Origin of the sequence: Streptococcus sp. X13SY08 (genome assembly GCF_001182825.2) — a bacterium.
Classification (GTDB): Bacteria; Bacillota; Bacilli; order Lactobacillales; family Streptococcaceae; genus Streptococcus.
Genome location: NZ_LFYO02000002.1, coordinates 717990 through 743729, shown reverse-complemented (window position 1 = coordinate 743729; position 25740 = coordinate 717990). Strand labels below are relative to the sequence as shown.

At 39.9% G+C, this 25740-nt stretch carries 24 protein-coding genes and 6 pseudogenes; 24 read left to right on the top strand and 6 right to left on the bottom strand.

The window, feature by feature from the left end:
• Positions 1-190 precede the first annotated feature (190 nt).
• Positions 191-682, bottom strand: a complete 492-nt coding sequence (locus AEX56_RS04435) for a DUF1307 domain-containing protein (RefSeq protein ID WP_049618038.1) — start codon at positions 680-682, stop codon at positions 191-193.
• Between the two features lie 126 nt (positions 683-808).
• On the opposite strand from AEX56_RS04435, the gene AEX56_RS04430 reads away from it, so the two are divergent.
• A complete protein-coding gene (locus AEX56_RS04430) occupies positions 809-1462 on the top strand; it encodes a DUF1803 domain-containing protein (protein WP_049618037.1) in 654 nt (217 codons plus the stop codon).
• A 122-nt stretch (positions 1463-1584) separates the two neighbouring features.
• Here AEX56_RS04430 and AEX56_RS04425 read toward each other — a convergent pair whose 3' ends face one another.
• Positions 1585-2757: an Mbeg1-like protein gene (locus AEX56_RS04425; RefSeq protein ID WP_049618036.1), complete on the bottom strand. Its 1173-nt coding sequence runs from the start codon at positions 2755-2757 to the stop codon at positions 1585-1587.
• Positions 2758-2910: 153 nt separating this feature from the next.
• Here AEX56_RS04425 and AEX56_RS04420 point away from each other — a divergent pair, with 153 nt between their 5' ends.
• From AEX56_RS04420 to AEX56_RS04380, 10 genes and pseudogenes are all read left to right on the top strand, one after another.
• Positions 2911-3591 carry a response regulator transcription factor gene (locus AEX56_RS04420; RefSeq protein ID WP_049618035.1) on the top strand — a complete coding sequence of 227 codons (681 nt, stop codon included), beginning with the start codon at positions 2911-2913 and terminating at the stop codon, positions 3589-3591.
• Positions 3569-4567, top strand: a complete 999-nt coding sequence (locus AEX56_RS04415) for a sensor histidine kinase (protein ID WP_236682971.1) — start codon at positions 3569-3571, stop codon at positions 4565-4567. Before AEX56_RS04420 ends, AEX56_RS04415 begins: the two co-directional genes overlap by 23 nt.
• Positions 4568-4676: 109 nt before the next feature.
• Positions 4677-5434 (top strand): annotated as a pseudogene (locus tag AEX56_RS04410) (ABC transporter ATP-binding protein).
• A gap of 1 nt (position 5435) precedes the next feature.
• On the top strand, positions 5436-6071 hold the full coding sequence (locus tag AEX56_RS08960) for an FtsX-like permease family protein (protein WP_236682970.1): 636 nt from the start codon (positions 5436-5438) through the stop codon (positions 6069-6071).
• Complete coding sequence (locus tag AEX56_RS04405) at positions 6035-7450, top strand: ABC transporter permease (protein WP_236682969.1); 1416 nt, start codon at positions 6035-6037, stop codon at positions 7448-7450. The genes AEX56_RS08960 and AEX56_RS04405 overlap by 37 nt, the downstream gene beginning before the upstream one ends.
• A 74-nt stretch (positions 7451-7524) precedes the next feature.
• Complete coding sequence (locus tag AEX56_RS04400; protein WP_049618033.1) at positions 7525-7761, top strand: DUF2829 domain-containing protein; 237 nt, start codon at positions 7525-7527, stop codon at positions 7759-7761.
• Positions 7754-8461, top strand: a complete 708-nt coding sequence (locus tag AEX56_RS04395; protein ID WP_049618032.1) for a 3-oxoacyl-ACP reductase — start codon at positions 7754-7756, stop codon at positions 8459-8461. The genes AEX56_RS04400 and AEX56_RS04395 overlap by 8 nt, the downstream gene beginning before the upstream one ends.
• On the top strand, positions 8458-8697 hold the full coding sequence (locus tag AEX56_RS04390) for a DUF3977 family protein (RefSeq protein WP_049618031.1): 240 nt from the start codon (positions 8458-8460) through the stop codon (positions 8695-8697). The genes AEX56_RS04395 and AEX56_RS04390 overlap by 4 nt, the downstream gene beginning before the upstream one ends.
• A gap of 69 nt (positions 8698-8766) precedes the next feature.
• Positions 8767-9214 (top strand): annotated as a pseudogene (locus tag AEX56_RS04385) (ASCH domain-containing protein).
• Positions 9215-9265: 51 nt separating this feature from the next.
• Positions 9266-10105 (top strand): DUF4300 family protein, encoded by an 840-nt coding sequence (locus AEX56_RS04380; RefSeq protein ID WP_053351182.1) that lies wholly within the window; start codon positions 9266-9268, stop codon positions 10103-10105.
• A 42-nt stretch (positions 10106-10147) separates the two neighbouring features.
• Here the strand turns inward: AEX56_RS04380 and lctO are convergent, their stop codons facing one another.
• Positions 10148-11293 carry an L-lactate oxidase gene (gene lctO, locus AEX56_RS04375; RefSeq protein WP_049618028.1) on the bottom strand — a complete coding sequence of 382 codons (1146 nt, stop codon included), beginning with the start codon at positions 11291-11293 and terminating at the stop codon, positions 10148-10150.
• 247 nt (positions 11294-11540) lie between these two features.
• On the opposite strand from lctO, the pseudogene AEX56_RS04370 reads away from it, so the two are divergent.
• The 6 genes and pseudogenes from AEX56_RS04370 to AEX56_RS04340 all read left to right on the top strand — a co-directional run.
• Positions 11541-12121, top strand: a pseudogene (locus AEX56_RS04370) (type I restriction-modification system subunit M N-terminal domain-containing protein); the annotation flags it as partial.
• Positions 12108-14240 (top strand): annotated as a pseudogene (locus AEX56_RS04365) (type I restriction-modification enzyme R subunit C-terminal domain-containing protein); the annotation flags it as partial. The pseudogenes AEX56_RS04370 and AEX56_RS04365, both read left to right, overlap by 14 nt.
• Before the next feature lie 84 nt (positions 14241-14324).
• Positions 14325-15704 carry a bifunctional UDP-N-acetylglucosamine diphosphorylase/glucosamine-1-phosphate N-acetyltransferase GlmU gene (gene glmU / locus AEX56_RS04355; protein WP_049618027.1) on the top strand — a complete coding sequence of 460 codons (1380 nt, stop codon included), beginning with the start codon at positions 14325-14327 and terminating at the stop codon, positions 15702-15704.
• A gap of 35 nt (positions 15705-15739) precedes the next feature.
• Positions 15740-16224 (top strand): annotated as a pseudogene (locus AEX56_RS04350) (NUDIX hydrolase).
• A gap of 6 nt (positions 16225-16230) precedes the next feature.
• Positions 16231-16557, top strand: coding sequence for a cell wall synthase accessory phosphoprotein MacP (gene macP / locus AEX56_RS04345; protein WP_049618026.1), 327 nt, complete (start codon positions 16231-16233; stop codon positions 16555-16557).
• 15 nt (positions 16558-16572) lie between these two features.
• On the top strand, positions 16573-17259 hold the full coding sequence (locus AEX56_RS04340) for a 5'-methylthioadenosine/adenosylhomocysteine nucleosidase (RefSeq protein WP_049618025.1): 687 nt from the start codon (positions 16573-16575) through the stop codon (positions 17257-17259).
• A gap of 27 nt (positions 17260-17286) precedes the next feature.
• Here AEX56_RS04340 and AEX56_RS04335 read toward each other — a convergent pair whose 3' ends face one another.
• Positions 17287-18081, bottom strand: coding sequence for a peptidylprolyl isomerase (locus tag AEX56_RS04335; RefSeq protein WP_049618024.1), 795 nt, complete (start codon positions 18079-18081; stop codon positions 17287-17289).
• 107 nt (positions 18082-18188) lie between these two features.
• Here AEX56_RS04335 and AEX56_RS04330 point away from each other — a divergent pair, with 107 nt between their 5' ends.
• Positions 18189-18695 carry a hypothetical protein gene (locus AEX56_RS04330; protein WP_049618023.1) on the top strand — a complete coding sequence of 169 codons (507 nt, stop codon included), beginning with the start codon at positions 18189-18191 and terminating at the stop codon, positions 18693-18695.
• An 83-nt stretch (positions 18696-18778) separates the two neighbouring features.
• Here AEX56_RS04330 and AEX56_RS04325 read toward each other — a convergent pair.
• Positions 18779-20115: pseudogene (locus AEX56_RS04325) on the bottom strand (C69 family dipeptidase).
• A 175-nt stretch (positions 20116-20290) separates the two neighbouring features.
• Here AEX56_RS04325 and AEX56_RS04320 point away from each other — a divergent pair.
• Positions 20291-22726 carry a DNA translocase FtsK gene (locus AEX56_RS04320; protein ID WP_049618022.1) on the top strand — a complete coding sequence of 812 codons (2436 nt, stop codon included), beginning with the start codon at positions 20291-20293 and terminating at the stop codon, positions 22724-22726.
• A 1-nt stretch (position 22727) separates the two neighbouring features.
• Positions 22728-23114 carry an SMU1112c/YaeR family gloxylase I-like metalloprotein gene (gene gloA2, locus AEX56_RS04315; RefSeq protein ID WP_049618021.1) on the top strand — a complete coding sequence of 129 codons (387 nt, stop codon included), beginning with the start codon at positions 22728-22730 and terminating at the stop codon, positions 23112-23114.
• Between the two features lie 33 nt (positions 23115-23147).
• On the opposite strand, the gene AEX56_RS04310 is transcribed toward gloA2, so the two are convergent.
• Positions 23148-23504 (bottom strand): DUF3397 domain-containing protein, encoded by a 357-nt coding sequence (locus AEX56_RS04310; RefSeq protein WP_049618020.1) that lies wholly within the window; start codon positions 23502-23504, stop codon positions 23148-23150.
• Between the two features lie 182 nt (positions 23505-23686).
• On the opposite strand from AEX56_RS04310, the gene AEX56_RS04305 reads away from it, so the two are divergent.
• From AEX56_RS04305 to AEX56_RS04290, 4 genes are all read left to right on the top strand, one after another.
• A complete protein-coding gene (locus AEX56_RS04305; RefSeq protein WP_049618019.1) occupies positions 23687-23890 on the top strand; it encodes a cold-shock protein in 204 nt (67 codons plus the stop codon).
• Positions 23891-24057: 167 nt separating this feature from the next.
• Positions 24058-24483 (top strand): 50S ribosomal protein L11, encoded by a 426-nt coding sequence (gene rplK, locus AEX56_RS04300; RefSeq protein ID WP_049618018.1) that lies wholly within the window; start codon positions 24058-24060, stop codon positions 24481-24483.
• 101 nt (positions 24484-24584) lie between these two features.
• Positions 24585-25274 (top strand): 50S ribosomal protein L1, encoded by a 690-nt coding sequence (gene rplA, locus AEX56_RS04295; RefSeq protein ID WP_049618017.1) that lies wholly within the window; start codon positions 24585-24587, stop codon positions 25272-25274.
• Positions 25275-25349: 75 nt separating this feature from the next.
• Positions 25350-25637 carry a hypothetical protein gene (locus tag AEX56_RS04290; protein WP_173554778.1) on the top strand — a complete coding sequence of 96 codons (288 nt, stop codon included), beginning with the start codon at positions 25350-25352 and terminating at the stop codon, positions 25635-25637.
• Positions 25638-25740: the final 103 nt, after the last annotated feature.

The window sequence follows — 25740 nt, the reverse complement described above, 5'->3', positions numbered from 1 at the left end:
TCATGAGCGGTTGATGGAAGTTGCTCGTCTCTATGGTGCATAAGTAGTACTGAGCGTGTATGTTTATTCTCGAAATAAACAGTAATATGCTTAAATGCTTATTTATTGCTAAAAATATTTTTTTACACTAAAACACGACTAGAAACTCCGCACATTTGGTGAGTTAGCTAGTCGTGTTTTTTGATGTCTATTATTTTGAAGTTTTCAAATGGATGAATTTTCCATCTTTTACTTCAGTATAACCTACTTGATCGACCAAAAATTCTTTCATTTTTTTGTAACTTCCTTGGTCTTCTTTGGGTAGTTGGTCACCGAGTTTAGGGATTTTAGCTAATTCAGCTGCATCAGCTTTTTCGTAGTCAATAGCCACTGTTTGGACAACATAGGTATCCTTGTAAGCTATCTTGTAAGACACCCCTTTAATGTTTGAATACTGAGCGAAACTATCTTGCATTAATTCTTTAGCTTCTTTGGCAGATTTGATGCCTAGATTAGAGTAGAGGTTGGTTGATTCGATGGTTTGCTGTAAAATTTCATCCTGACTATAGCGATAAGTAATACGTGAATCTGTCACTTCCGTGATTAATTGAAAATATCCTTTTTTTCCAGTAAGGGAAGAACAAGCTGTTAGTAGAAGGACAGCAAGTAAAGCAGTAAGAGAGAGAATAATTGATTTCTTCATAACAATATCCTTTTTTATAGTAGGTCTCAGTATAACAAAATTATTGTTAGATATCAATTTAGACTTATTTCAAAACCAGTATGGATTTGTTATAATGAATAAAAGATAAGTAGTGAAGCATAGATCATGATTGCCATTTACAATCCCAGTAAGCAGACATTTTTCAAAAACATCGTCAACTATCTAGCGAATCATGAAGAAGTTATTTTGCGAGAAATAAAAAGTGCATTTCCTGAAAAGAAAAATCTTGAGCACAGTTTAGAAGAGTATATTGATGCGGGCTATATTGTGCGTAACAATCGCCGCTATTCCAACGCTTTTGAGCTAGTGACAGACAATGATCAGCTAGCATTTGGTCAAGAATTTTTTATAGATACAGAATCGCCTGTTTTTGAAGACGTGAAGAAACGATTTATCTGGCAGGATTTGACTAATGAAACCAACGCGGTTATTTTGCGAGAAGCAGTAGATTTCTTGCAGGAAGAACTGACCTTGCAAGGGTATTTTTATCGCTTAAAAGAAGCTCTGCCATTGTCTCCAAAGCAACAAAAACTTTATGATTTGCTGGGTGATGTGAATCAAGCCTATGCACTCAAGTATATGACGACTTTTCTATTGAAGTTTGCGCGTAAGGAGCGGGTGATTCAGAAACGTAAGGATATTTTTGTCGAGGCATTAGCTATTTTGGGCTATATTGAGCCTGTTGATGCTCAGTCTTATACTTTGAAGATGGAGTTGGACAAGGAAAGAATGCTATTTACTTCTTGCTCAAACGCTTAGACTTTAGACTAGAATGGAACGTAAACATGTTGCTAGTATTAATAGTCATTGGGACATCATTTTTAGTTCCTTTATATTATGAAAAAGATGATATTTATAAGGATATTAAAAACCTTAGTGTTCTAAGGTTTTTTGCGTTTTTCACGGGAAAATTGTTCTTTTAGCTGATGGAGTCCAAATGCAATGTGGCGAGGATGATTTTCTTTCCAGATTTGATAACGGGTGTCAATCAAGAGTCGGATCATTCGATCTAGCATTTCTTGCTGCGCTGGCGTGAGATTTTTCTGATTTTGACGGATGAGACGTAGCTTTTGTAGTGTGTCAACAGTCAAATCGCCAAATCGATAGATGCCTGCTTGGGTAAGCATTCCGAAAATCAGGTCGAAAAATTCTTTTAATTCCTTTTCGGTCAAGCTAGACATCCAAGTTTTCAGGGTTAAGTCCATTTGCATGCTATTTGGTGAGACATTTTTGACGGGCACGAGTGCTCTACGTTTGACAGTCCAAGTGAGGAGAAGATGCTGTTTGAGACCTGTCACATTACTTTTTACGATATGAGTCTCTTGAGGCGTCAGGAACATTTTTCCAATTACGGATTGTTGGGGGATGATGGAAACAATCTTAGATTGAATTCGAGAAAAACCTTCTGAATCTAGTACGCTTTGGTGCAAGCCAGGACCGTCAAAATTGTAGACAGTGGTTACTTGATTTTGCAATGCTATGTCCTGCTGGCTAGCAGCATAGATGGCTAAATTACCTCCTTTGGAATGACCAGCAATTGTAAACATTCCTCTCGGGAGACTTTCTATCAATTTTTTCAAATAGTTTCGTGCGGAAGTTTGGGCAGGTATTTCGGTCATATAGGCCATATGAAAATCTTCCTTCCAACCGATGATGGTGTCATCTGTTCCTCGGAAAATGGCGAGATATTGATTGGGTTTCAGCTTAAAGCAAAGTGCTGCAAACTGTTTTTGCTGTTCCAGATTGTAATCATTGATATAGCCGAAAGCATGAAGATACTGAAAGCGGCGGCTTTTAGCTATCAAATCCATGAGTCGCAGACGTTCCTTGGTCACCATAGACAAGGGAGGATAGTGTCCTTGGAATTTTTCGTAGAAAAGATGAGCTAGCTTGTCTAGTCGAATGCTTTTTTCCACAGAAAAATCATAGGGAATTAATTCATCAAAGGGCAGATAAGCCAATTCAGTCAAGACAAGGATATCCAGCTCGTTGATCGCCAAATCATAAAAGGTGTCAAAGGAGGTTTCCTCCACGTAATTTAGTAAATTTCCCATAGCGTCTCTTTCTTGTTTCTCACCTCATTATAGCCTAGAGAAGAAAGTTTTGCAAAAACTGACAAAAGTGTGAAGTCAAAGCTACTCTTTTAACTATATTTTGAGGTGAAAATACTTTATAATAGAAAAAAGAACGAACGAAGGAGTGCCTCTATGCAAAAGATTTTAATTGTGGAGGATGATGCGACAATCAGCCATTTGGTGACGGAAAATTTGAGGAATTGGGGCTATGAAGTCGCAGAGGTAGAAGATTTTCAGGCTATTTTACAGCAGGTGAGAGATTTTAGTCCACACTTAGTATTACTTGATATTCCCTTGCCCTTTTTTAATGGCTATTACTGGTGTCAAGAGATTCGGAAAGAATCGCGTTTGCCTATCATTTTTCTATCTTCCCATGATCAACCTATGGATATTGTCATGGCTATCAATATGGGGGCGGATGATTATGTGACCAAGCCTTTTGATATGAGTGTTCTTTTGGCAAAGATTCAGGGACTATTGCGGCGTACCTATGACTTTATTGGCGAACAGACAGTTTTGATATTTGAGGATATTTCCTTGGATTTAAAGACCATGCAAGTGACGTTTGCTGGACAGACAGAGGATTTGACCAAAAATGAATTTCAAATTTTGCGGGTGCTATTTGAGAGGCCGCAAGTCATTGTCAGTCGCGACGAGCTCATGAAAGAGCTATGGAATAGCGATTTGTTCATTGATGACAATACTTTGACGGTTAATGTGGCACGCTTGCGGAGAAAGTTAGCGGATATGGGGTTGGAAAATTTGATTCTCACCAAAAAAGGAGTCGGCTATGGGATGGTTAAGCATGGCTAAAGATAAAAAAATGATTCGATTTTTTCTTTCTTGGATGCGAGACCGAGCGCCTTTCTTACTGGGATATGTTGGATTTTTTCTAATTTTACTCATGATTAGTCAGGTTTTTAACTTAGAACGAGAGTTGACGCGTTATGTATTACTCTTATTGTTCATTATTGCTCTTTTGACTAGTTTGGTTGATTTACTAGGACAGTGGCGCCTTGTTGAACGGATTCTTCATGACGAAATAGTCGTCTCAAGTAATGTAGCACAAGTCACTTTGCAAGAACGTTTAGCACAAGTTAGTCAACGCGTCAGGGAATTGGAATATCAGGTTCGTCAAGATCGTGAAGATTTAGAAGATTATTACACTATGTGGGCGTATCAGATGAAGACACCTATCGCGGCCGGCCAGCTTCTAGTGGCTGATTTAGAGGCGGGACGTCATAAGCAGGCCTTGACTCAAGAAGTTTTTAAAATTGAGCAGTATACAGGTCTGGTCCTCAACTATTTGCGTCTGCAGTCCTTTCACGAGGATTTGCTCTTGGAAAAGGCAGAGCTGGGTGGCTTGGTTCATCAGGTTGTCAAAAAATTTTCAATCTTTTTTATTCAACAGCAGATTAGTCTGGAATTGGGTAATCTTAATAAAATTCTCGTGACCGATAAAAAATGGTTTAGTCTCTTACTGGAGCAATTTTTATCCAATGCTGTCAAATATACACGAAATGGTAAGATTTCCATCTACTTAGATGGTGAAGATTTAGTGATTGCAGATACCGGTATTGGCATTGCTAAGAGCGATTTGGAACGGGTTTTTGACCGTGGATTTTCTGGTTATAATGGTCGGTTGACTCAACAATCATCTGGTTTGGGTTTATATTTATCGAGAAAAATCGCAGATCAGCTGGGTATTCCGCTGATCCTGACTTCAGAAGTGGGCGTAGGGACAGAAATTCGTTTGAGATTAAAACAGGAACAGTTGTCGCTAGATTAACGATGGGATTCTTACAAAAATGTAAGGAAAACGCAAGTTAAAGCTATGGTTGATGGAAGTGGAAAAGCGTAATATAAGGCTATAAACGAAAGATAAAAAGAGAGCTATCATGACACTTTTAGATGTGCAACATGTTAAAAAATTTACCAGTCTCGTTTCCAAGCTAACCAAGTCGAGGCGCTTAAGGATATCCATTTTACTGTAGATGAGGGTGAGTATGTCGCTATTATGGGTGAATCAGGTTCTGGTAAATCCACTTTGCTCAATATTTTAGCCATGCTGGATAAGCCGACCGCGGGAAATGTTTTGTTCAATGGTCAAGATACGCAGACTATTAAAAATAAAGATGTGTCAAATTTTCGTCGAGAAAAACTAGGATTCGTCTTCCAAGATTTCAATCTATTGGACACTCTGTCTGTTAAAGATAATATTCTCCTACCCTTAGCGTTATCACGGGTGCCTATTGGAGAAATGAACAAACGAGTGTTGGAAGTTCTTAATCAGCTTCACATTGCCAATCTAAAGGATAAAATGCCCTACGAAATTTCAGGTGGTCAGCAGCAACGGGTAGCAGTAGCGCGTGCAATCATCACCGATCCAGAAATTGTCTTAGCAGATGAACCGACTGGAGCTTTGGATTCCAAATCAGCTGCCACACTTTTGGATGTTTTTGATGCTATCAATGAGATGGGACAAACTATTCTCATGGTGACACATTCAACGACTGCAGCCAGCCGTGCCAAACGTATCATTTTCATACGTGATGGCATTCTCTATAACCAAATTTTCCGCGGAGATAAGACCGACCAAGAAATGTTTCAGGCTATCTCTGATACCTTAACCGTCATGGCGAATCGAGGTGAGTGATATGTGGAAAATGACACGGAACTTGGCCTGGTCCAATCTTTTAAAAAATAAAAGACTTTATTCCCCTTTTGCACTGGTAACGATACTCTCTGTTGCTTTATCCTATCTATTCATCTCCTTGACATTCAATCCTAACCTTGCTCAAGTATATGCTGGAGATGCTGTGGTACGGGTCATGAACTTTGGCATGGTCGTGGTCATGCTGGTTGTTGCCCTAACCGCTTTATATGCTAATAGTTTTGTCATTAAAAATCGTTCCAAAGAATTTGGTCTTTATAGCATTTTGGGGCTTGAGAAAAAGCATTTATTGTTGATGACGACCATGGAAACCATGATTTTTGCAGCTATAACTGTAGTGTTTGGTTTATTGCTTGGTGTGATTTTAGATAATTTATTTTATGCCATCTTACTAAAATTGATGCGGATGCCAGTTGTTTTGGTTTCCACTTTCCGGCTGTCGACTCTAGTCCTTGTCTGTCTTTACTTTGCAGCCATCTTTTCATTGACGTCTATTTTAAATGCGGGGAAATTAGGGCTAACCACTTCTTTGAATTTGGTTAGAAATCAGCGCAGAGGTGAGGGAAAAGCTGGACTTTTTGGATGGTTGTTCAGACCATTTTGGGGCTTATTCTCTTAGGAAGCGGCTACTATTTGGCTCAAAGTGTCCAGTCACCTGTTAATGCCATTGTCACTTTCTTTGTTGCTGTCATCCTAGTTATCGTCGCTACTTATTTGCTTTTTAATGCTGGTATTATTACTTTCTTGCACTTCTTGAAAGGTCGACCAAGCTACTATTATAAACCTACTAATTTTATCTCCGTTTCCAACCTGATTTTCCGTATGCGAAAAAATGCTATGGGTCTTGCCACCATCACCATTTTATCGACCATGGTGTTAGTGACTTTAGTTGGTGGTATCAATATTTTTACTGGCGGCTATGATTACGTGTCTCAACAAAATCCTAGTGATTTCAGAATCGAGCTAAGTAATGTGAGTCCCAAAGACGGTAGTCAAAATCTATCAAATGCAGAGCGAGTCCAGAATTGTAAGGACGGCTTATTGGAAAAAGCTAATCTGGGCAAGGTCACGAGCGATACTTATATCTATCGCATGAAATTTTTGAAATCCATTCAAGATGAGCAGCTCGAGACGGTCGATCAGGAAATCATATCTGGGAATTCTTTTGAAGTTCAGGGGCTGATGTATATCTTTTCAGTTCAAGACTATCAGAAAATGACTGGAAAAACCATTGAACTTTTAGATGGACAAGCTCTCTTTTTCGGAAATAATGTGTCCTTGAAGTCTGGTCAAGCTCTTTCTATTGATGGTCAAAAGGTAACCATTAAAGATGTTCTTTCAGAAAATTTCTTAACGGGAAAACTGTCAAGCTTTGCAAGCATGGTAACTCCACAAACCTATTATTTTGTTGTTCCAGATGTTGCAGCTTACCTAGATTCTAGTACAGAACAGTACTATATCGCGATTGATTCTGATTTGAGTGATGAGGAACAAATTTCTCGACAAGGTGATTTTAGTGATCTTGCGCGTAAGGGGTTGGATGCAACTGATTTTAATAGTGCCTTTTCTTATTCGGCTAGATCAGAAATGATTAAAGGATTCTTTGCCCTAGCTGGCTCCCTCTTCTTTATTGGGATGTTTCTATCATTGGCCTTCTTAATTGCAGCCATTTTGGTGATTTATTATAAGCAAATCTCAGAAGCATATGAAGACCGTGATCGATTTGTAATTCTGCAAAAAGTTGGCTTGGACAAAAGCCAAACTAAACGCAGCATCAGCAAGCAAGTGCTAACCGTCTTTTTCCTACCTATCGGTATGGCTGTACTGCACTTGGCCTTTGCCTACAAGATGCTCTATAAAATTCTAATTCTTCTAGGCGTAACCAATGAAGCCTATATGCTGCAGGTCACCGTTTTGACAGTTCTTGGATACGTAGGCATTTATTTGCTGGTTTATATGATTACTTCAAAATCCTATCACCGCATTATTGAGCAATAGAAAAGTAGCCCCTGTGGCTACTTTTTTGCCATAATTTGCTATAATATAGAAAATCAGACAGCAAGGAGAAATTCATGACATTTGAAGAAATTTTACCAGGACTCAAAGCTAAGAAAAAGTATGTGCGCACAGGATGGGGCGGAGCGGAGAACTATGTACAGCTCTTTGACACCATCGAAGTCAACGGCCAAAAACTAGAAGCAACACCCTATTTCCTTATCAATGTGACAGGTGAAGGGGAAGGATTTTCCATGTGGAGTCCGATCCCATGCGATGTACTGGCTGAAGATTGGGTGGAAGTGCATGACTAAGCGCGTCCTTATCACAGGCGTGTCCAGTGGGATTGGCCTTGCTCAGGCGCGTCTTTTTTTGGAAAATGGCTACGCAGTCTATGGCGTTGACAAGTCGGGTAAACCAGACTTGTCCCCTTTGACGGGAGAATTTTATTTTTTACAGTTAGACCTAGCGACAGATTTGGCCGCGCTCTACGATTTTGTAGCTGATGTAGATATCCTATGTAATACCGCTGGAATTCTCGACGACTATTTGCCTCATCTAGACCTTTCTGAAGATGTCTTTGAACAAGTTTGGACGGTGAATTTTTTAGCGGCTACTCGCATCACTCGTCATTATTTAGTCAAAATGGCGGAGAAAAAGTCAGGGATCATCATCAATATGTGCTCCATTGCTAGTTTTCTGGCAGGTGGCGGTGGCTCTGCTTACACGTCTTCTAAACATGCCTTGGCTGGCTTTACGCGTCAGTTGGCACTGGATTATGTCAAAGAAGGGATTCAAATTTTTGGCATTGCACCAGGCGCAGTCAAAACAGCTATGACAGCGGCTGATTTTGAACCAGGCGGCTTATCTGATTGGGTCGCAAAAGAAACCCCAATCGGACGCTGGACTGAACCGAGTGAAATCGCAGAGCTGACCCTCATGCTGGCTTCTGGCAAACTCGCCTCCATGCAGGGTGAAATCGTCAAAATGGATGGCGGTTGGAGCTTGAAATGAAAAAATACGTAGAAATCGGTCTAGGGAATATATGGTTTATCCGCACCGAATTTGAAAATGAAGATGGTAGAGAACATGAAGTTAAAGGAATTGCTGGTCCTATCAAACCGATCTCTTTCTATTTACGCTTGTGGCTAGGTCGGACGGTATATATTTTGGACCTGCGTGAGGGTTTTAAGAAACAGCATAAAAACCGAAAAGCCTTCAAACTGCTGGTTGGCATCGCCTCAAAGTAGCAGTAGGGGAAATCAAAATGACTCTGCTTATTTTAATAATTGCAATTGACAAGCAAGAAGGAAGAAAATATGACACCAGAAAAGATGTGGCAAGCTTATAAAGCTATCAATCCTGATATTGGTGATGAGGTGGATGCTTGGGCTTTTGGAGATGAGCCAGATACGTTAGCTCAGCTAGTTTTGGAAGGCGTAAAGACTGCGACAGCTTCTGATTATGACCAACACCTTTATTTCGATGAAGCCATTGGATAAATTGGTGATACCAGTCTGATTATGGATAGTCAAGGTAAGGCTGTTTGTATCATTGAGACGACGAAAATTGCTCTTGTTCCCTTTAAAGATGTTCCTAAAGAGCATGCAAAAAAAAGAGGGAGAAGGTGATTTGTCTTTGGAATATTGGCGTCGGGTTCATGTGGCATTATTTAGCAAATGGTTGGCAGAAATTGATATTCTTTTCTCAGAAGATAGTCTGATCGTTTGCGAAGAATTTAAAGTAGTTTATCCAGAGGGGAAATAAGGTGAAAAAATCAATCTTTATCTTACTAAGAGGATTGCGTATCCTAACAGCTTGTACGAATCAGACCAATATTTCAAAGGCAGAAGCAGCCATCACTCAAAAAAATCGGCGTCTGGCATCACTTATTCCAATCTTTTGGACTCAAACAGTCAAGCCGACTTGGCAAGAGCTTTGGAAAAAGAGTTGCCTAAAGTGGATGTTGACCGATTTTTAGAACAAGTGACGTTTTACAACGATCATGTACCGACAGACAGTTTAGTTCAATCGGGATATGGTCATTCAAAAGAACTTGTACCAGGGTATGATGTTGCTTCAATCAGTGAAAAATGGTTTCAACAATTTCCGAATTTTTCAGGTTTTAACTGTCGCTTGACTGCTTTTAGCTTACTCCACTCCTTGATATCGGTAAAAAACACCGGTGGTTTCGACGATAGCCTTCTCTTTACGGATAAGGATGCTATAGCATCTGCTCCCAAAAATAGTGCCTTTACAGATCGGGAAATAGCAGATTTTAAGACCCTTTTTGGGGCAGTTGCAACGGACAATATCACGGATACAACTCTTCATAGCCAAAAAGTCCAAGCTTACTGGAAGCAGCAGGGAGTTGAATTTCATACAGGAAATCTCCGCATGATTTCTGTCTGGTTTCATGACCAAATAGATCCAGATGCGACTAAATTATTTATTGGACATGTAGGTGTTTTAGTCCCAGCAGAAGAAGGGGTCTTATTCATCGAAAAAATTTCATTTGAAGATCCATATCAGGTCTTGAAATTTGCAAATGCAGAAGAGGTTGTGACCTATTTGATGGATAAATACGATGTGGATACAAGCGGCTCTACCAAACCATTTTTGATGGAGAATGACCAACCTTTATTAGTCGACAAATAAGATATTAGATCAACATGAAAAAAAGAGCCGAAAGGCTCTTTTTTAGTCTAGTTTCAAAGCATCTTGGTTAAATGGAATAGAGGAGTCATACGGATTGTGGCGAAGTTTGAAATGTTTGACATCTTGAATGGTCTGCGTACCTGCTAGTTGCATGACCATTTTCAATTCCTCGTTAATTTTTTCAAATACTTGTCGTGTACCAATGCTACCGCTCATGGCTAATCCATAGATAACAGGTCGTCCAAGCGCTACCAAATCAGCACATGATGCCAAGGCTTTAAAGACATGTTGGCCGCGACGAATGCCAGAATCAAAGACGATTGGAACACGTCGGTCAACAGCTTCTGCCACCTTTTGTAGAGAATCAAAGGCAGCAGGTCCCCCATCCAATTGACGACCACCGTGGTTGGTAACCCAAATACCAGAAGCACCAGCCCCTAGGGCACGGTACACATCTTCAGCACATTGAGGACCTTTGACATAGACTGGCAAGCCAGAGTATTGGGCAATGTATTCAACATCTTTTGGTGACAGGGCTTGCTTAGCAGATTTGTAGACATAATCCATGGTTTTTCCGGCACCATTTGGGAGGTATTGGTATTCTTGCACGATGGGCATACCGACTGGAAAGACAAAAGCATTACGTTTATCCACTTCGCGATTACCACCGACAGTAGCGTCAGCAGTAAGGACAATGGCTTTGTAACCTTCTGCCTTGACACGGTCCATGATATGACGGTTGATGGCATCATCTTTACTGTAGTAGAATTGGAACCAGTGAGGTGTCCCATCTAAGGCTTGAGAAATTTCCGGCAAGTCCATAGTAGCATAGGAGCTAGTGGTATAAATCGTTCCAAAATCACGAACTCCTTTAGCAGAAGCAGCCTCTCTTTGTTCATTGGCTAATTTGTGGGCAGCCACAGGTGCCATGATGATGGGAGAAGTCAATTTGTCGCCATCAAAGGTCACTTCAGTCGAAGGATTTTCAACCTCCTTAAGAGAATGCGGAACAATCAGTTTGTGATTGAAAGAGCGAATATTCTCATGTAATGTAAAAGTATCCTCTGCTCCGCTTGCAATATAGCCGAAAGCTCCCTTTGGGATAACTTGTTGCGCCATCTTTTCCAAATCAAAGACATTGATAAAATCAACAGGTCCCTCTGCTCTACTAGTAGCAAATGTCATCATATTTCTCCTTTTATAAAAAAATTGTAATTCGCAAATAATGAGAACTCTCACTGATGCAGATTATCACGGATTTTTTAATAATCAAGTAATTTGTCTGAAAATTGAAAACGTTAACTTTTTGATTGAAATATTCATGCAGTTTTCAAATGTACTTGTACAAAAGAAAAAATAAAATAGCTTTTGTGAAGACAGCCGTTTTTAATTGTAAGTGTGCTATAATAAAGAAAACGTGCAAAAGGAATTGACGATGATTACCAACGAAATAAAGAATAAAATTGATTCTCTTTGGGAAATGTTGTGGACAGAAGGATCAACAAATCCATTGACAAACATTGAACAATTGACCTATTTATTGTTCATGAAAGATTTAGATAACGTGGAACTTGTAAAAGAAGCAGATGCAACACTTTTAGGGATTCCATATAATGGTATTTTTCCAGTGGATAAGCCAGAATATCGCTGGAATGTATTCAAAAATATGGGGAATGCACAGAATATGTATCAGCTGATGCAGCAAGAAATCTTCCCATTTATGAAAACAATTCAGGGGAATCAAGATGATACTGCTTTTTCTAAATATATGAAAGATGGCATTTTCCAAATCAACAAACCTGCAACATTACAAAAAGCTATTGCTGCCTTGGATGATTTACCAACAGATGATAAGGATATTTAGGGGACACTTATGAGTACCTATTGTCTAAGCTTGCGCAAGCTGGAACAAATGGACAATTTAGGACACCTCGTCATATTATCAAGATGATTGTAGAGTTGATGCAACCTACGATTCATGATGTGATTTCCGATCCAGCCATTAGTTCGTCAGGCCTACCGTTCTTTTAATCAGTTGTTACCGGATCTTACACTTTGCAATTTGCTGGATAATCCCAAAACCGACCATACGAGCCGGATGGTTTTTTCAACCTATCCGACAATGCTCAATGCTATTGATCAGATAGAAGGTGAGCAACATGGAAAATTATTTACAGTAGGCCATTTTGATTTGATTATTATTGACGAATCTCATAGAAGTATTTATCAAAAATATAAATCGATTTTTGAGTATTTTGATGCCAAAGTTGTGGGATTAACGGCAACTCCTCGTGACGATATCGACAAAAATACATATCAATTTTTTATTCTTGAAAATGGTGTGCCTACTTACGCTTATGATTTGAAACAGGCTGTAAAAGACCATTATCTGGTTTCCTATCAATCGATTGAAACAAAGTTGAAATTACCGACAGATGGCTTGCACTATGATGATTTATCTGCTGAGGAACAAGCCTATTTTGATGATCAATTTGAAGATGATGTACCACCAAAAGACATTGATGGCAATGAGTTCAACTTTCGTATATTCAATCAATCTACTGTAGAGATTGTACTGCAGGAGTTGATGGAAAAGGGGTTTCGAACGGCATCAGGTGACGACATTGGAAAAACCATTATTTTTGCAAAAAATCACGCTCATGCTGACTATATTAAAGAAATTTTCCACCAGCGTTGTCCAGAGAAAGGAAATGATTACATAAAAGTCATTGACTATAGTGTAAAGCATTATCGGCAATTGATTGATGAATTTTCGATAAAAGAACAGGAGCCTCAAATTGCTGTATCGGTTGATACGCTGGACACGGGTATTGATGTTCCAGAGGTTGCCAATCTCGTATTCTTCAAAAAAATTCGCTCGAAGATTAAATTTTGGCAGATGATTGGTCGAGGAACACGTCTTTGCACTGACTTATATGGACCAGGCATAGATAAAGATTTGTTTTTCATTTTTGATTATGGAGATAATTTTGATTATTTCCGTGAAGATAGTCAGACAGGTATGGGAAATGAGGTTTTGCCATTGACACAACGACTCTATAATATTCGAGTCGATTTGATCCGTGAGTTGCGAGCTTCTCAGTTCCAGAATGCAGAACATCAGAAATTTAGAGAAGAACTGATTTCTCAAATAATCCACAAACTTCAGGGGTTAAATAATGAGGATTTTAGAGTACGAATGAACCTGAAAACAGTGATAGCTTATAGAAATTCAGAATCTTGGAATCAATTAGGAATCATTGAAAGTGAGGAAATTAAAAATAATCTTACTCCTTTGATACTTCCTGACGATGATGATGAGTTAGCCAAACGGTTTGATGTGTGGATGCATTGCATTGAATTAGCAACACTGGTTAATGGAAGTGCTAGTCTACACATTAAACAGGTTATTGTGACAGCTAAAAGTCTACAAGCGATTTCTAATATTCCTCAAATATTTGCAAAGTTAAGTCTAATAAAAGAGATTCAAAATGAAGAATATTGGTCAACTGTCACTATTCGAAAATTAGAAAAAATTCGAACAGCATTGAGGGATTTTCTGCAATTTATTGATAGAGATTCGAAAAAAATTTATTATACAAATTTTGAAGACGGAATTCTCTCTGTTGTTGATGATCAATAAGCACTCTTGGACGTCAATGATTTAAGGAGTTATCGTGAAAAAGTTGAGTACTATTTAAAAGAACATTTGCATCAAACAGCAGTCTATAAGCTTTATCACAATCAAGAATTAACGGAAACAGATGTCGAATCTTTGCAAGAAATATTCTGGAAAAAACTAGGATCAAAAGAGCAGTATGAGAGAGAATTTGCTTCTAAATCCGTTACACGATTGGTTAGGGAAATCGTTGGTTTAGATAGAAAGACAGCTATTGAAGCGTTTTCTCAATTTCTTACTAATCAAAGTTTGAATAGTAATCAAATTGAGTTTATTAAGTTGATTGTAGATTATATTATAAAAAACGGATATCTTGAAAAAGAGAAGCTCCAAAAAGAACCCTTTAAGTCTTTTGGAAGTTTAGTGCAGCTGTTCGAGTATCAACGCCCTGTGTTACAGAGTATTATCTATACAATTGATTCTATCAATGAGCATGCGGAGAAAGAAGTTTCTTAGTTGTACAAATCCAGCGCTTGCTGAATGTATATGATATAATAGAGTGATTTTAATCACTCTATTTTGTTTAAAGAGGAATGTATTATGAGCAATTACGCAATTATTTTAGCAGCGGGTAAAGGTACTCGCATGAAGTCAGATTTACCAAAAGTCTTGCATCAAGTAGCAGGAATTTCTATGTTGGAGCATGTTTTTCGTGCAGTAGCAGCTATTGAACCAGAAAAGGTTGAGACCATCGTGGGGCATAAGGCAGAGCTCGTTCAAGAAGTATTGGAAGGCCAGTCTCATTTTGCCCTCCAGTCTGAGCAATTGGGAACCGGACACGCGGTTATGATGGCTGAAGAAGCCTTGGCAGGTCTCGAAGGCCAAACTCTGGTTATTGCTGGGGACACGCCGCTCATCACAGGCGATAGCCTCAAAAATTTGATTCATTTTCATGTCAGCCATAAAAATGTGGCAACTATTTTAACGGCTCAAGCGGATAATCCATTTGGTTATGGACGTATTATTCGGAACGCTGATGGTGAAGTCCTTAAAATTGTGGAGCAAAAAGATGCCAATGATTTTGAAAAGCAAGTCAAAGAAATCAACACTGGAACTTATCTTTTGGATAACAAACGCCTCTTTGAAGCCCTAAAAGATATCAATACTGACAATGCTCAGGGAGAATACTATTTGACAGATGTCATTTCTATTTTCCGTAAGGCGGGTGAAAAAGTCGGTGCTTATACTTTGCGTGATTTTGATGAAAGTCTTGGAGTGAATGACCGTATCGCCCTTGCGACAGCCGAAAAAGTGATGCGTAAGCGGATCAATGAAAAGCATATGGTTAACGGAGTCACATTTACAAATCCAGAATCTACTTATATTGATATTGATGTGGAAATTGGCGCGGAAGCGGTGATAGAAGCCAACGTTGTGCTAAAAGGGAATACTTCGATCGGTGAGCGTACTGTTTTAACCAATGGCACGCGCGTGGTCAATAGCCAAATCGCTACGGATGTCGTTGTGTCTAATTCGGATATTGAGGATGCTGTGATTGAAACCGGTGTAACGGTGGGACCGTACGCCCATATTCGTCCAGGTTCTACTCTGGGAAAAAATGTTCATGTGGGAAACTTTGTAGAAGTTAAAGGATCAAGTCTTGGAGAAGGCACGAAAGCAGGACATTTGACTTATATTGGAAACGCTCAAGTTGGCAGTGATGTCAATTTTGGTGCGGGGACTATCACAGTCAATTATGATGGCAAAGGGAAATATAAGACCACCATTGGGAACAATGTCTTTATCGGCAGCAATTCGACCATCATTTCCCCGATTGAAATTGGGGATAATGCGCTCGCTGCAGCGGGTTCTACTATCACTAAAAATGTACCAATTGACGCAGTTGCTATCGGTCGTGGTCGACAAGAAAATAAAGAAGGCTATGCGAAACGCCTTCCTCATCACCCAAGCAAAAAATAAAGAAAAGGATGACAGGCTACCTGTCGGAAAATCGTATGCAATTTGAAGAAAAAACCATTCATCGTAAGGAAATTTTCAAGGGACACATTTTTGATGTTGTTGTGGATGATGTGGAATTACCGAACGGTCTCGGTCAAGCCAAGCGAGAATTGATTTTCCACAAAGGAGCTGTCTGCGTCCTTGCAGTCACCCCAGAAGATAAGCTTATTTTAGAGGTGAAGCTGGTAGCGAAGAAGCAGCCGCTCTGCGTGAATTGGAAGAGGAAACTGGTTATACATCAGATTCTTTGATGTTACTCTACGATTTTTACTCTGCCATTGGCTTTTGTAATGAACGTTTGCGCCTTTACTTAGCAGATAACCTGGTCAAGGTAGAAAATCCGCGTCCTCAGGATCAAGATGAAGTGATTGAGCTTTGCTATGTGACCCTTGAAGAAGCCAAAGAAATGATTACTTCAGGTCAAATCTGCGATGCCAAGACCATCATGGCTATTCAACATCTTGAATTGATGAGAAAGTAGGGGACCATGCGCAAACCACTTTTAACAGATGATATTATCGAACAAGCCAAACGGAAGAAACGATTTGGTTATTATGAGCCAGAGTTGGATGATCACTACGACGAATATGACGATGACTATGATGAAGACGAGTGGGACGAATTTCAGAACCAAGAAACCTATCATGGCTATGAGGAGGGTCAGACTATTCGAATTCCTGTTGAGCAATCTATTATCAAAAGCCGTCGCATTGAAACCATAAAAAAAGATCGGTTCCGCTCAAAGGTCAATAAAATCCTCTTTTGGGTCATTGTACTGGTCATTGGCTTCATTGTCGCCGTTATTTATTTTTAAATTAGAAAGAAGTTCATGAAATTTGGAATTATCGCGGCCATGCCGCAGGAGTTGAAGATTCTCCTACAATCATTGGAAAACCGTGCGGAAGAGACGATTTTGGGAAGGACCTATTACACAGGTTGTCTCGGTCAGCATGAGGTTGTCCTTGTTCAGTCAGGGATTGGAAAAGCCATGTCAGCCATGTCGGTCGCCATTTTGGCGCAGACATTTGCCGTAGATGCTATTGTTAATACAGGCTCAGCCGGCGCAGTAGCAGATGGGCTAGCAATTGGCGACGTTGTGGTGGCGGATAAATTAGCTTATCATGATGTGGATGTTACAGCTTTTGGTTATGCCTATGGGCAAATGGCAGGGCAGGAACTCTATTTTCCGGCAGATCAAGCCTTGCTTGAAAAGTTAGAGACCGTTTTAGCAGAGCAGGAAATCAACAGTCACATCGGATTGATCGCGACAGGGGATAGCTTTATTGCAGGTGCAGAAAAAATTGCGGATATCAAAGCACATTTTCCGGAAGTATTGGCAGTTGAAATGGAAGGAGCAGCTATTGCCCAAGCCGCTGTCAACGCAGGAAAACCATTCTTGGTCATTCGTACTATGAGCGACACCGCTCAGGGCGACGCTCACATTATCTTCGGCGAGTTCATTATTCAAGCAGGCGAGCGCTCAGCCCAAACTCTGTTGAGATTCTTAGCAAAATAAAAAGTCTGGATTATCCAGACTTTTTTCTTATTCAAAATGATAATCTTTGATGATTTCGATAGATTCAATTTTGACATCTGTCGTGGGCTTATCGCTACCATCTGTTTCAACAGCTGCGATTTTATCAACTACGTCCATGCCTTCAGCCACTTGACCAAAGACGGTATAGCCTCCATCCAAACTTGGATTGCCACCATTTTTGTAGGCTTCGATGATTTTAGCAGGGACTTTGCTGCTAGAAAGTTGGCTTGATGCGTCCGCAGGATTTTGATTGATGAAGAATTGGCTGCCATTTGTGTCTGCACCAGCATTTGCCATGGAAAGAGCACCACGGATATTGTATAAGAAAGCTGATGGCTCATTTTTGAAGCCATTTCCGGCATCTATCTTTTTATATTTTCCAGACCAGATCGATTGGCCTTCCATACCAGTTCCGTCAGGATCGCCACCTTGAATCATAAAATTATTGATGACCCGGTGGAAAATGACACCGTCATAATAGCCGTCTTTGGCATGAGTTAGGAAATTTTCCACAGCCAGCGGAGCTTGTTCTGGGAAAAGCTTCAAAGTGATATCGCCCATGCTGGTTTTGATGTTGACTGCAGCCTCATTATCTGCCACTTCAGAGGACAATTGTGGGAATTCTGCATTGGGATTGTTGATGGCATAAGCTAAATCTTTGGCATATTGGCTAGAAGCGGTCGTGTCACTTGATACCTCAGTAGAAGTTTGGTTTGCATTTGATTTCATTTCTTGGTTTTGGCTAGAACAAGCCGTCAAAAATAGGGCTGAGGCTAACCCAAGGTAGAGCATTTTTTTCATAAGAATCCTTTCTGAGTGAGAATGTCCGATTATAGTCCACATTATAGCACAAAAACGCCCTCTGTGATATACTAGACACACAAATACCACTCTAGCAAAGGAAAGATATGTACGAAGATTTTGAAAATAAACCCTATATTTGGCCAGAGCGTGACTTAGCAACAGAAGATTTTAAGTCTGTTCCAAAACGGAATATGGAATCCTTAGGAAATGACCTTCTGGCAGGTGATATTATTCTTTTATGGCGTATTGCCTTTGATACCTTCACAAATGAATCTTGGTTTCCTAAATACTTCGAGTATATTTATGGTATCAATGCACCTGAGCGTTTGAAAATGCTCCTAGACCGTGGATTTGCTTATGAAGAAACAGCTTTTGACTCTCTCAACCATCTCAATTCTAGTATGAAACGGAAAATATTGAAGGAAAATGGAGTGGCAGGACTGTCAAAAATGAAAGTGGCAGATTTAAACCAAGCTATCAAGGACAACTTGACTGAGGCTGAACTGGCTACCTATTTTACAGTACGTGGACTGAACTTAACTGAGAAGGGAGAAAGGGCTCTAGCAGCTAATCAAGAGGTGATTGATCGTCATCCTAAGAAGAAATTTTAAGAAGTAAAAAGGAGCTGAAGCGCTCCTATTTTCTATTTTTTAGCTTTATTGGCTTTTTTACTGATGTCTTTTTCAATAGCTTTTCATGCTTTAAAGGCTTCTTTAGCACGACTTGTAGCATCTTTTGTGCTTTCTGTTGCAGCTTTTTCAGGATTTTCTTTGACAAGTGCAATATAGTCAGCCTCCTCTTCTTTGATCGCCTTCATGTAATCTGCTTCCATAGCTTGGATTTTTTTCAATACATCGGCTTCATATTTTTTAGGATTTTTGGCAACCATATCGTAGATGTGAGAAACGGTCCAATACCAAGAGTTTTTATTGTAGTCTGTGCTGGTGTCTTGGTAGGCACTATAAGTGTCTGTGATGTTGCCATACTAAGGCAAGTAAGGAGCGTAACGTGGGCTACCAATAGATAACCACATGACACCTCCGCCTAATTCCGCAGGAACTTCTGGTTTGAGTTGAAAAATATGGGCTTCCATGACATTTTGATTGGAGATAGGATAAGCGTAACCGTCAATAGCATCTTTAGAGCTTGGTTTTCCTTTGCTATCCAATTCCATTTGGTCAAGTGGTTTAAGCTCTAAGTTTTCAAAACGGTTACGCTATAGAGCCATGGCGTCTTCTAAGTCAAACTTCTTATTGGTGCTTTGTAGAAGTTCGTAGTAATCGTCTCTATAAGTGACTTTACTATCAGGGTCCAGACTCTTGATACCAGAATAGGAACGAGAACGGTTGGCATCATCTAATGGTGGGTTGTAAGACTGTGCTACATGAAATTGCCCATCGATTTCTTTGTAGCTGTTAGCTGTTTTCGCGAGAGTTTCGATGTCTTTTGAGGCAATGACATGTTCATTATCTGAAAAATCTACATGGCCGAGGAAGAAAGTATTAGGAAAGACAGCAAACTTATCATCTGGGAACTTGATGGCAACATACTGATGGCCTGATAGGATTTCCATATACCAAATCCCTTCTTTATCAGCCAACACAAGAATATTACCTTCAGCAGTGCCCTTTTCATCTACCACTTTGGCAATCATTTCAATTCCTTCTCGAGCAGTTTTGACATGCGGCAAGATCAAACTAGCCATAGATGACTCGGCGAGACCATCTTCCACATAGGGATCGATGGCTAAGATTTTATTATTAGCTGAGGCAGAGACAGTGGCAGACATGGATACACCGAATTCATTAAAACCAGCTTCGTCTTAGCGCCAGCTTTATTTTTCTTAGCATCGTGGACGATAAAGGTTTTGTTGTGATGAGGTTCAAGATCCTCTGTTCGACCATAATAGGCTGTACCATCAGTGGTCAGATTTTTTCCGATAATAAAGCCCGTGCAAGCAAATGTTGTAGAAGAAGTGCTGGACAGTGCAAGAATGCTCAAGAATGTTAGAGCGGTTTTTTTACCTTTCATAAAAGGCACCTTCGTAAATGTTTTTCAATAAGATTATAGCGCTTTCGCAAAGAAAGTAATGTTAAATTTTTGGCAAAGGCAAAATAAATAAAGAAAATACAACAAAATGGATGCTTTCTGAAAAACTATCAAAAATGTGATAAAATAAATAAGATAAGACTTAGTAGAGGAAAATATGAAGAAAAATTCGAAAAAAGGAAAAGCTACTCGTCGTCCAACCAAGGCAGAGGTAGCACAAAGACAAAAGATTCAACAAGTTCTCTTGCGACTTTTGGGTGTTTTTTTATTGATTTTCGCGGCGACAAGATTGGGTGTTTTTGGTGTCACTGCCTATAATCTGGTCCGCTTTGTAGCTGGTTCGACGGCCTATCTTTTAATTGCAGGTCTGGTAATTCTGCTCCTTTTTGGACACAGGCTAGCGCGCCACGAGGGAGTCATTTCAGGATTTCTTTTGTTTATTGTGGGAATATTGGTTGAATTCCAAGCCTATATGGATTGGTATTTTAAGGGCGCTGATTTATTTGGTCAGACCTTTCAAGTTGCCATTTCTGAATTGACCAACTTCCGTGTTAGCCAATTTTTGGGTGGAGGAATGCTGGGTGCTCTCGTCTATATGCCCATTTCTTTTCTTTTTGCCAATGAAGGTTCCTTTTTAATCGGTGCCCTCTTGATCGCTTTTGGCCTATTTTTCATGAGTCCTTGGACAGTTTATGACTTAGCTGATTTTGTGGCTATGGCACGGGAAAAGCAAAAGGAACACGACCATGTGCGGGCTGAAAAACGCGCCATTCGCCAGGAAGAAAAGCGTCTTCGTATGGAAGCACAAGAAGCTGCGCGTGTAGAGGCGGAAGCTCAAGCTGCATTAGTAGCGGAAGAAGAGGCTTCTCGTCAGGCTTTACTGGAGTCAGAAGCAATGGAGAAGCGGGCTATCGATATGGAGACAGGAGAAATCCCATCTGGTTCAACTTTTGATGAGGAATTTTCAAGAGATTTCGAACCGCAGATTTCGACTTATGAGCCCTATGCGGATGAGATTGAAAACATTGATTATCCAGATTTTCCAATGGAAGATTTACCGTTCCAAACAGAAAATGAATTTCCTGTCCTCTTAGCTGAGGATGAGGAATTTCTAGAAGAGACGGAAGTAGTAACGCCTGTTCGCAAACAACCCACACTTAAAGAACGTTTAGCCTATAAATTACCATCTATTAATCTATTTGCCCCAGTTAAGGCGACTAGTCAAGTCAATGAGAAAAAATTAGTTCGCCATAATATCAAGGTCTTGGAAGATACCTTTGCCAGCTTTGGGATAAAAGTCGTTGTAGAACGCGCGGAAATCGGACCATCCGTTACACGCTATGAAATCAAACCAGCAGTTGGCGTACGTGTCAATCGGATTTCTAATTTGGCGGACGATTTGGCACTGGCTCTAGCTGCAAAAGATGTACGAATTGAGGCACCGATTCCAGGTAAATCTCTTGTCGGTATTGAGGTGCCAAATGCAGAGATTGCACCCGTTTCCTTCCGTGAACTATGGGAGCAATCAAAAACAGATGCTAACAAACTGTTGGAAGTTCCGCTTGGGAAGGCTGTTAATGGCTCTGCGCAGACTTTTGATTTAACTCGTATGCCGCATCTATTGGTAGCCGGATCAACTGGTTCAGGTAAATCGGTTGCGGTTAATGGGATTATTTCAAGTATTCTTATGAAAGCGCGCCCTGATCAGGTTAAATTCATGATGATTGATCCCAAAATGGTTGAATTATCTGTTTACAATGATATTCCGCATTTGCTGATCCCTGTTGTAACTAATCCTCGGAAGGCTAGCCGTGCCCTCCAAAAAGTGGTGGACGAGATGGAAAATCGATATGAGCTTTTCAGTAAAGTCGGCGTGCGAAACATCGAAGGATATAATGCCAAGGTGGAAGAATTCAATAGCCAGACGGAAGAAAAACAAATTCCCCTGCCGCTAATCGTAGTGATCGTGGATGAGTTGGCGGACCTTATGATGGTAGCCAGTAAAGAAGTCGAAGATGCCATTATTCGTTTGGGACAAAAGGCGCGTGCGGCTGGTATTCACATGATTTTGGCGACCCAACGTCCATCGGTTGACGTCATTTCCGGTCTCATCAAGGCAAATGTCCCATCTCGTGTCGCTTTTGCCGTTGCATCTGGAACGGACAGTCGGACTATCTTAGGTGAAAATGGGGCAGAGAAACTTCTCGGACGTGGCGATATGCTTTTCCATCCCATCGGTCAGTCTGCGCCTATGCGCTTGCAAGGTTCCTTTATTTCAGATGATGATGTCGAGCGTATCGTAACCTTTATTAAGGACCAAGCAGAAGCGGAGTACGACGAAAACTTTGATCCAGGAGAAGTATCTGAAAATGATAGTGATTCCTCGGGCAATGGCGGAGCTACTGAGGGAGATCCTCTTTTTGCAGAAGCAAAGGCTCTGGTTATTGAGACCCAAAAAGCTAGTGCTTCTATGATTCAAAGACGTTTGTCAGTTGGCTTTAACCGAGCAACTCGTCTCATGGAAGAATTAGAAGAGGCTGGCGTTATCGGACCAGCTGAAGGCACCAAGCCTCGAAAAGTATTGGAGAAATAACATGAACTCATCCAGCATCCATCATGTAGCCATTATCGGACGTGATTACGAAAAAACAAGAGAATTTTATGTGGACAAGCTTCGTTTTGAGCAATTGGATGAGCATATTCGTCCAGATAAAGATGACATCCTTTTTAATGTCAAAAAAGGAAATTTTGTGCTTGAAATTTTTATTAAGTCCCAAGCTCCCTTGCGGCCTATTATGCCAAATCCAGAGCATACAGGTTTGCGCCACCTCGCTTTTGCAGTCGACGATGTTGAAGCCTGTCTAGCTGAATTTGATCGCTTGGAAATCCCGCATCAAGGTCTTCGGATAGATGATTTTGATGGAAAGAAAATGGCTTTCTTCTTTGACCCAGATGGTCTGCCGCTTGAAATCCATGAATAGAAAAAACTGCCTTGCATTGCAAGGCAGTTTTGTTTAAGACTTAATAAAAAATAGTGAAATCATCAGAGCTAGATACATAAAAAAGGTCAGTAGAAAGCCTGCTCTCCAGAAAAATTTGAAAAAGCGATGATATGAAAATTCCCCACGTTGGAAAAAAAAATGAATCGCAATGGCGAGAGCTAGAAGTGACAAGGCTAGCACGAGATGGGGAAGTAGACTATGATAGAAAGCCTTGTCAGAGATGAGGTAAAATTCCACTGCAAACATGGGAAAGGCAATATCCGCAAAATTTCGCCCTTTTTTGCGCAAGCCAAAAAGTTTGACGATGATAATAGAAACCGTCAAGGTTAAAATCGGAAATAAAATTGCTGCAATTTTCAAGAATATCATAGTTTCATTCTATAAAAAATCTGGCAAAAAGTAAACTTTTATCTGGGAATTCATATTTTTATTTGACATTTTCTCCAATCTCTGTTAGAGTAGCAGAGTAATGAAGTGTTAAATGTATCTGGATTTGTTCCCTACCTTTTCTATTTTTTTACAAGAAGTTTTTTAGAAAGGTTGTGACAAACATGATGCAAGGTACTGTAAAATGGTTCAACTCAGAAAAAGGCTATGGCTTTATTTCTGCAGAAAACGGCGCAGACGTATTTGCCCATTTTTCAGAAATCCAAACAGATGGATTTAAGAAATTGGAAGATGGACAAGCGGTAACATTTGAAATCAAAGAAGGTCAAAAAGGCCCTCAAGCAGCAAATATTACTGTTGTTAAATAAGAATAGAGGAGAGCGCTGAAAGGCGTTCTTTTTTATGAAAAAATTAACTTTTTCTCTTGCTTTTTCTAAGGATAATCTGTATAATAGGAAAGTATGTGAAAATCACATACTTGTGGGAGGTAAAAATCTTTAATTACCGCAAAAACCACAATAGGAGGATTTTTAAGATGGCTAAGAAAGTCGAAAAACTTGTAAAACTTCAAATTCCTGCAGGTAAAGCTACTCCAGCTCCACCAGTTGGACCAGCACTTGGTCAAGCAGGGATCAACATCATGGGATTCACAAAGGAATTTAACGCTCGTACAGCTGATCAAGCTGGTATGATTATTCCAGTTGTTATCTCAGTTTATGAGGATAAATCATTTGATTTCATCACAAAAACACCACCAGCTGCTGTATTGTTGAAAAAAGCTGCAGGTGTTGAAAAAGGTTCAGGCACACCAAACACAATTAAAGTTGCTTCAGTAACTCGTGCGCAAGTACAAGAAATCGCTGAAACAAAAATGCCAGATTTGAATGCTGCAAACCTTGAGTCTGCAATGCGTATGATCGAAGGAACTGCTCGTTCTATGGGATTCACTGTTACTGACTAATCTGTCAGACAGCCCTAGACCCGCTCAACTTCATCAGATCCGATGAGTGACTGACGTGGGAGATGAAAGTCGTATGACCACATTACAAGGAGAATTAAAAAATGGCTAAAAAAAGCAAACAAATGCTTGCTGCTCTTGAGAAAATCGACAGCACAAAAGCTTACAGCGTAGAAGAAGCTGTAGCACTTGCAAAAGAAACTAACTTTGCAAAATTTGACGCAACTGTAGAAGTTGCTTACAACTTGAACATTGACGTTCGTAAAGCAGACCAACAAATCCGTGGCGCTATGGTATTGCCAAACGGTACTGGTAAAACTGCTCGCGTATTGGTATTTGCACGTGGTGCTAAAGCTGAAGAAGCTAAAGCAGCTGGTGCTGATTACGTTGGTGAAGATGACCTCGTTGCTAAAATCAACGGTGGTTGGTTGGACTTCGACGTGGTTATCGCTACACCTGACATGATGGCACTTGTTGGTCGTCTTGGTCGTGTGCTTGGTCCACGTAACTTGATGCCAAACCCTAAAACTGGTACTGTAACAATGGATGTTGCAAAAGCAGTTGAGGAGTCTAAAGGTGGTAAAATCACTTACCGTGCTGACAAAGCAGGTATCGTTCAAGCGGTTATTGGTAAAGTATCGTTTGAAGCTGACAAATTGGTTGAAAACTTCAAAGCTTTCAACGATGTTATCGTAAAAGCTAAACCAGCTACAGCTAAAGGTACTTACATCACAAGCCTTACAATCACTACAACACAAGGTGTTGGTATCAAAGTTGATACAAACTCATTGTAATTAGTAAAAATAAAAGATCATCTTCGGATGGTCTTTTTTGTGTTGAAATAGTATAATGAAGAAAGGGAGGTCAGTATGAAACAAGCCAATAAAGAAGAAATGTATAGCTACATTAGTCAGCTTTATAATTTACCAGATGGGATTATTTCAATTCAATTGAAAGAAATACTTTTTGACTTTGCTTCGCGTTTAGATAGGACGGAAAATCTTTATATTTTTGCGGGTCAATTATCAAGGTATGTGAATGTAGAAATAACTGCTTTGACGTATCGATCACCCAAAGAATTAGTAGACTTATCACGCTATCTCATTAGCTTAGCTGAAAATCGTCGTATGGCAGATATGGGACTTAGTAAGTACTAAAAGGAAGACTTGGTAATGAAACTAGATAAAAAATGAGATGGTTTGGATTTTTTCAAATTATTTTTATGATTTTTTAATGATGGTATGCAACATCACTATTGTG

Excerpts from the sequence above, each read along its gene's own strand:
- AEX56_RS04320 (WP_049618022.1), top strand. The coding sequence starts at position 20,291 with ATGAAGAAAAATTCGAAAAAAGGAAAAGCTACTCGTCGTCCAACCAAG.
- AEX56_RS04425 (WP_049618036.1), bottom strand. The coding sequence starts at position 2,757 with ATGGGAAATTTACTAAATTACGTGGAGGAAACCTCCTTTGACACCTTT.
- lctO (WP_049618028.1), bottom strand. The coding sequence starts at position 11,293 with ATGATGACATTTGCTACTAGTAGAGCAGAGGGACCTGTTGATTTTATC.
- AEX56_RS04420 (WP_049618035.1), top strand. The coding sequence starts at position 2,911 with ATGCAAAAGATTTTAATTGTGGAGGATGATGCGACAATCAGCCATTTG.
- AEX56_RS04310 (WP_049618020.1), bottom strand. The coding sequence starts at position 23,504 with ATGATATTCTTGAAAATTGCAGCAATTTTATTTCCGATTTTAACCTTG.
- AEX56_RS04395 (WP_049618032.1), top strand. The coding sequence starts at position 7,754 with ATGACTAAGCGCGTCCTTATCACAGGCGTGTCCAGTGGGATTGGCCTT.
- AEX56_RS04330 (WP_049618023.1), top strand. The coding sequence starts at position 18,189 with ATGTACGAAGATTTTGAAAATAAACCCTATATTTGGCCAGAGCGTGAC.
- AEX56_RS04430 (WP_049618037.1), top strand. The coding sequence starts at position 809 with ATGATTGCCATTTACAATCCCAGTAAGCAGACATTTTTCAAAAACATC.
- AEX56_RS04335 (WP_049618024.1), bottom strand. The coding sequence starts at position 18,081 with ATGAAAAAAATGCTCTACCTTGGGTTAGCCTCAGCCCTATTTTTGACG.
- glmU (WP_049618027.1), top strand. The coding sequence starts at position 14,325 with ATGAGCAATTACGCAATTATTTTAGCAGCGGGTAAAGGTACTCGCATG.
- rplA (WP_049618017.1), top strand. The coding sequence starts at position 24,585 with ATGGCTAAAAAAAGCAAACAAATGCTTGCTGCTCTTGAGAAAATCGAC.
- AEX56_RS04305 (WP_049618019.1), top strand. The coding sequence starts at position 23,687 with ATGATGCAAGGTACTGTAAAATGGTTCAACTCAGAAAAAGGCTATGGC.
- AEX56_RS04405 (WP_236682969.1), top strand. The coding sequence starts at position 6,035 with ATGGTTGTTCAGACCATTTTGGGGCTTATTCTCTTAGGAAGCGGCTAC.
- rplK (WP_049618018.1), top strand. The coding sequence starts at position 24,058 with ATGGCTAAGAAAGTCGAAAAACTTGTAAAACTTCAAATTCCTGCAGGT.
- AEX56_RS04390 (WP_049618031.1), top strand. The coding sequence starts at position 8,458 with ATGAAAAAATACGTAGAAATCGGTCTAGGGAATATATGGTTTATCCGC.
- AEX56_RS04415 (WP_236682971.1), top strand. The coding sequence starts at position 3,569 with ATGGGATGGTTAAGCATGGCTAAAGATAAAAAAATGATTCGATTTTTT.
- macP (WP_049618026.1), top strand. The coding sequence starts at position 16,231 with ATGCGCAAACCACTTTTAACAGATGATATTATCGAACAAGCCAAACGG.
- AEX56_RS04290 (WP_173554778.1), top strand. The coding sequence starts at position 25,350 with ATGAAACAAGCCAATAAAGAAGAAATGTATAGCTACATTAGTCAGCTT.
- AEX56_RS08960 (WP_236682970.1), top strand. The coding sequence starts at position 5,436 with ATGTGGAAAATGACACGGAACTTGGCCTGGTCCAATCTTTTAAAAAAT.
- AEX56_RS04400 (WP_049618033.1), top strand. The coding sequence starts at position 7,525 with ATGACATTTGAAGAAATTTTACCAGGACTCAAAGCTAAGAAAAAGTAT.
- AEX56_RS04435 (WP_049618038.1), bottom strand. The coding sequence starts at position 682 with ATGAAGAAATCAATTATTCTCTCTCTTACTGCTTTACTTGCTGTCCTT.
- AEX56_RS04340 (WP_049618025.1), top strand. The coding sequence starts at position 16,573 with ATGAAATTTGGAATTATCGCGGCCATGCCGCAGGAGTTGAAGATTCTC.
- gloA2 (WP_049618021.1), top strand. The coding sequence starts at position 22,728 with ATGAACTCATCCAGCATCCATCATGTAGCCATTATCGGACGTGATTAC.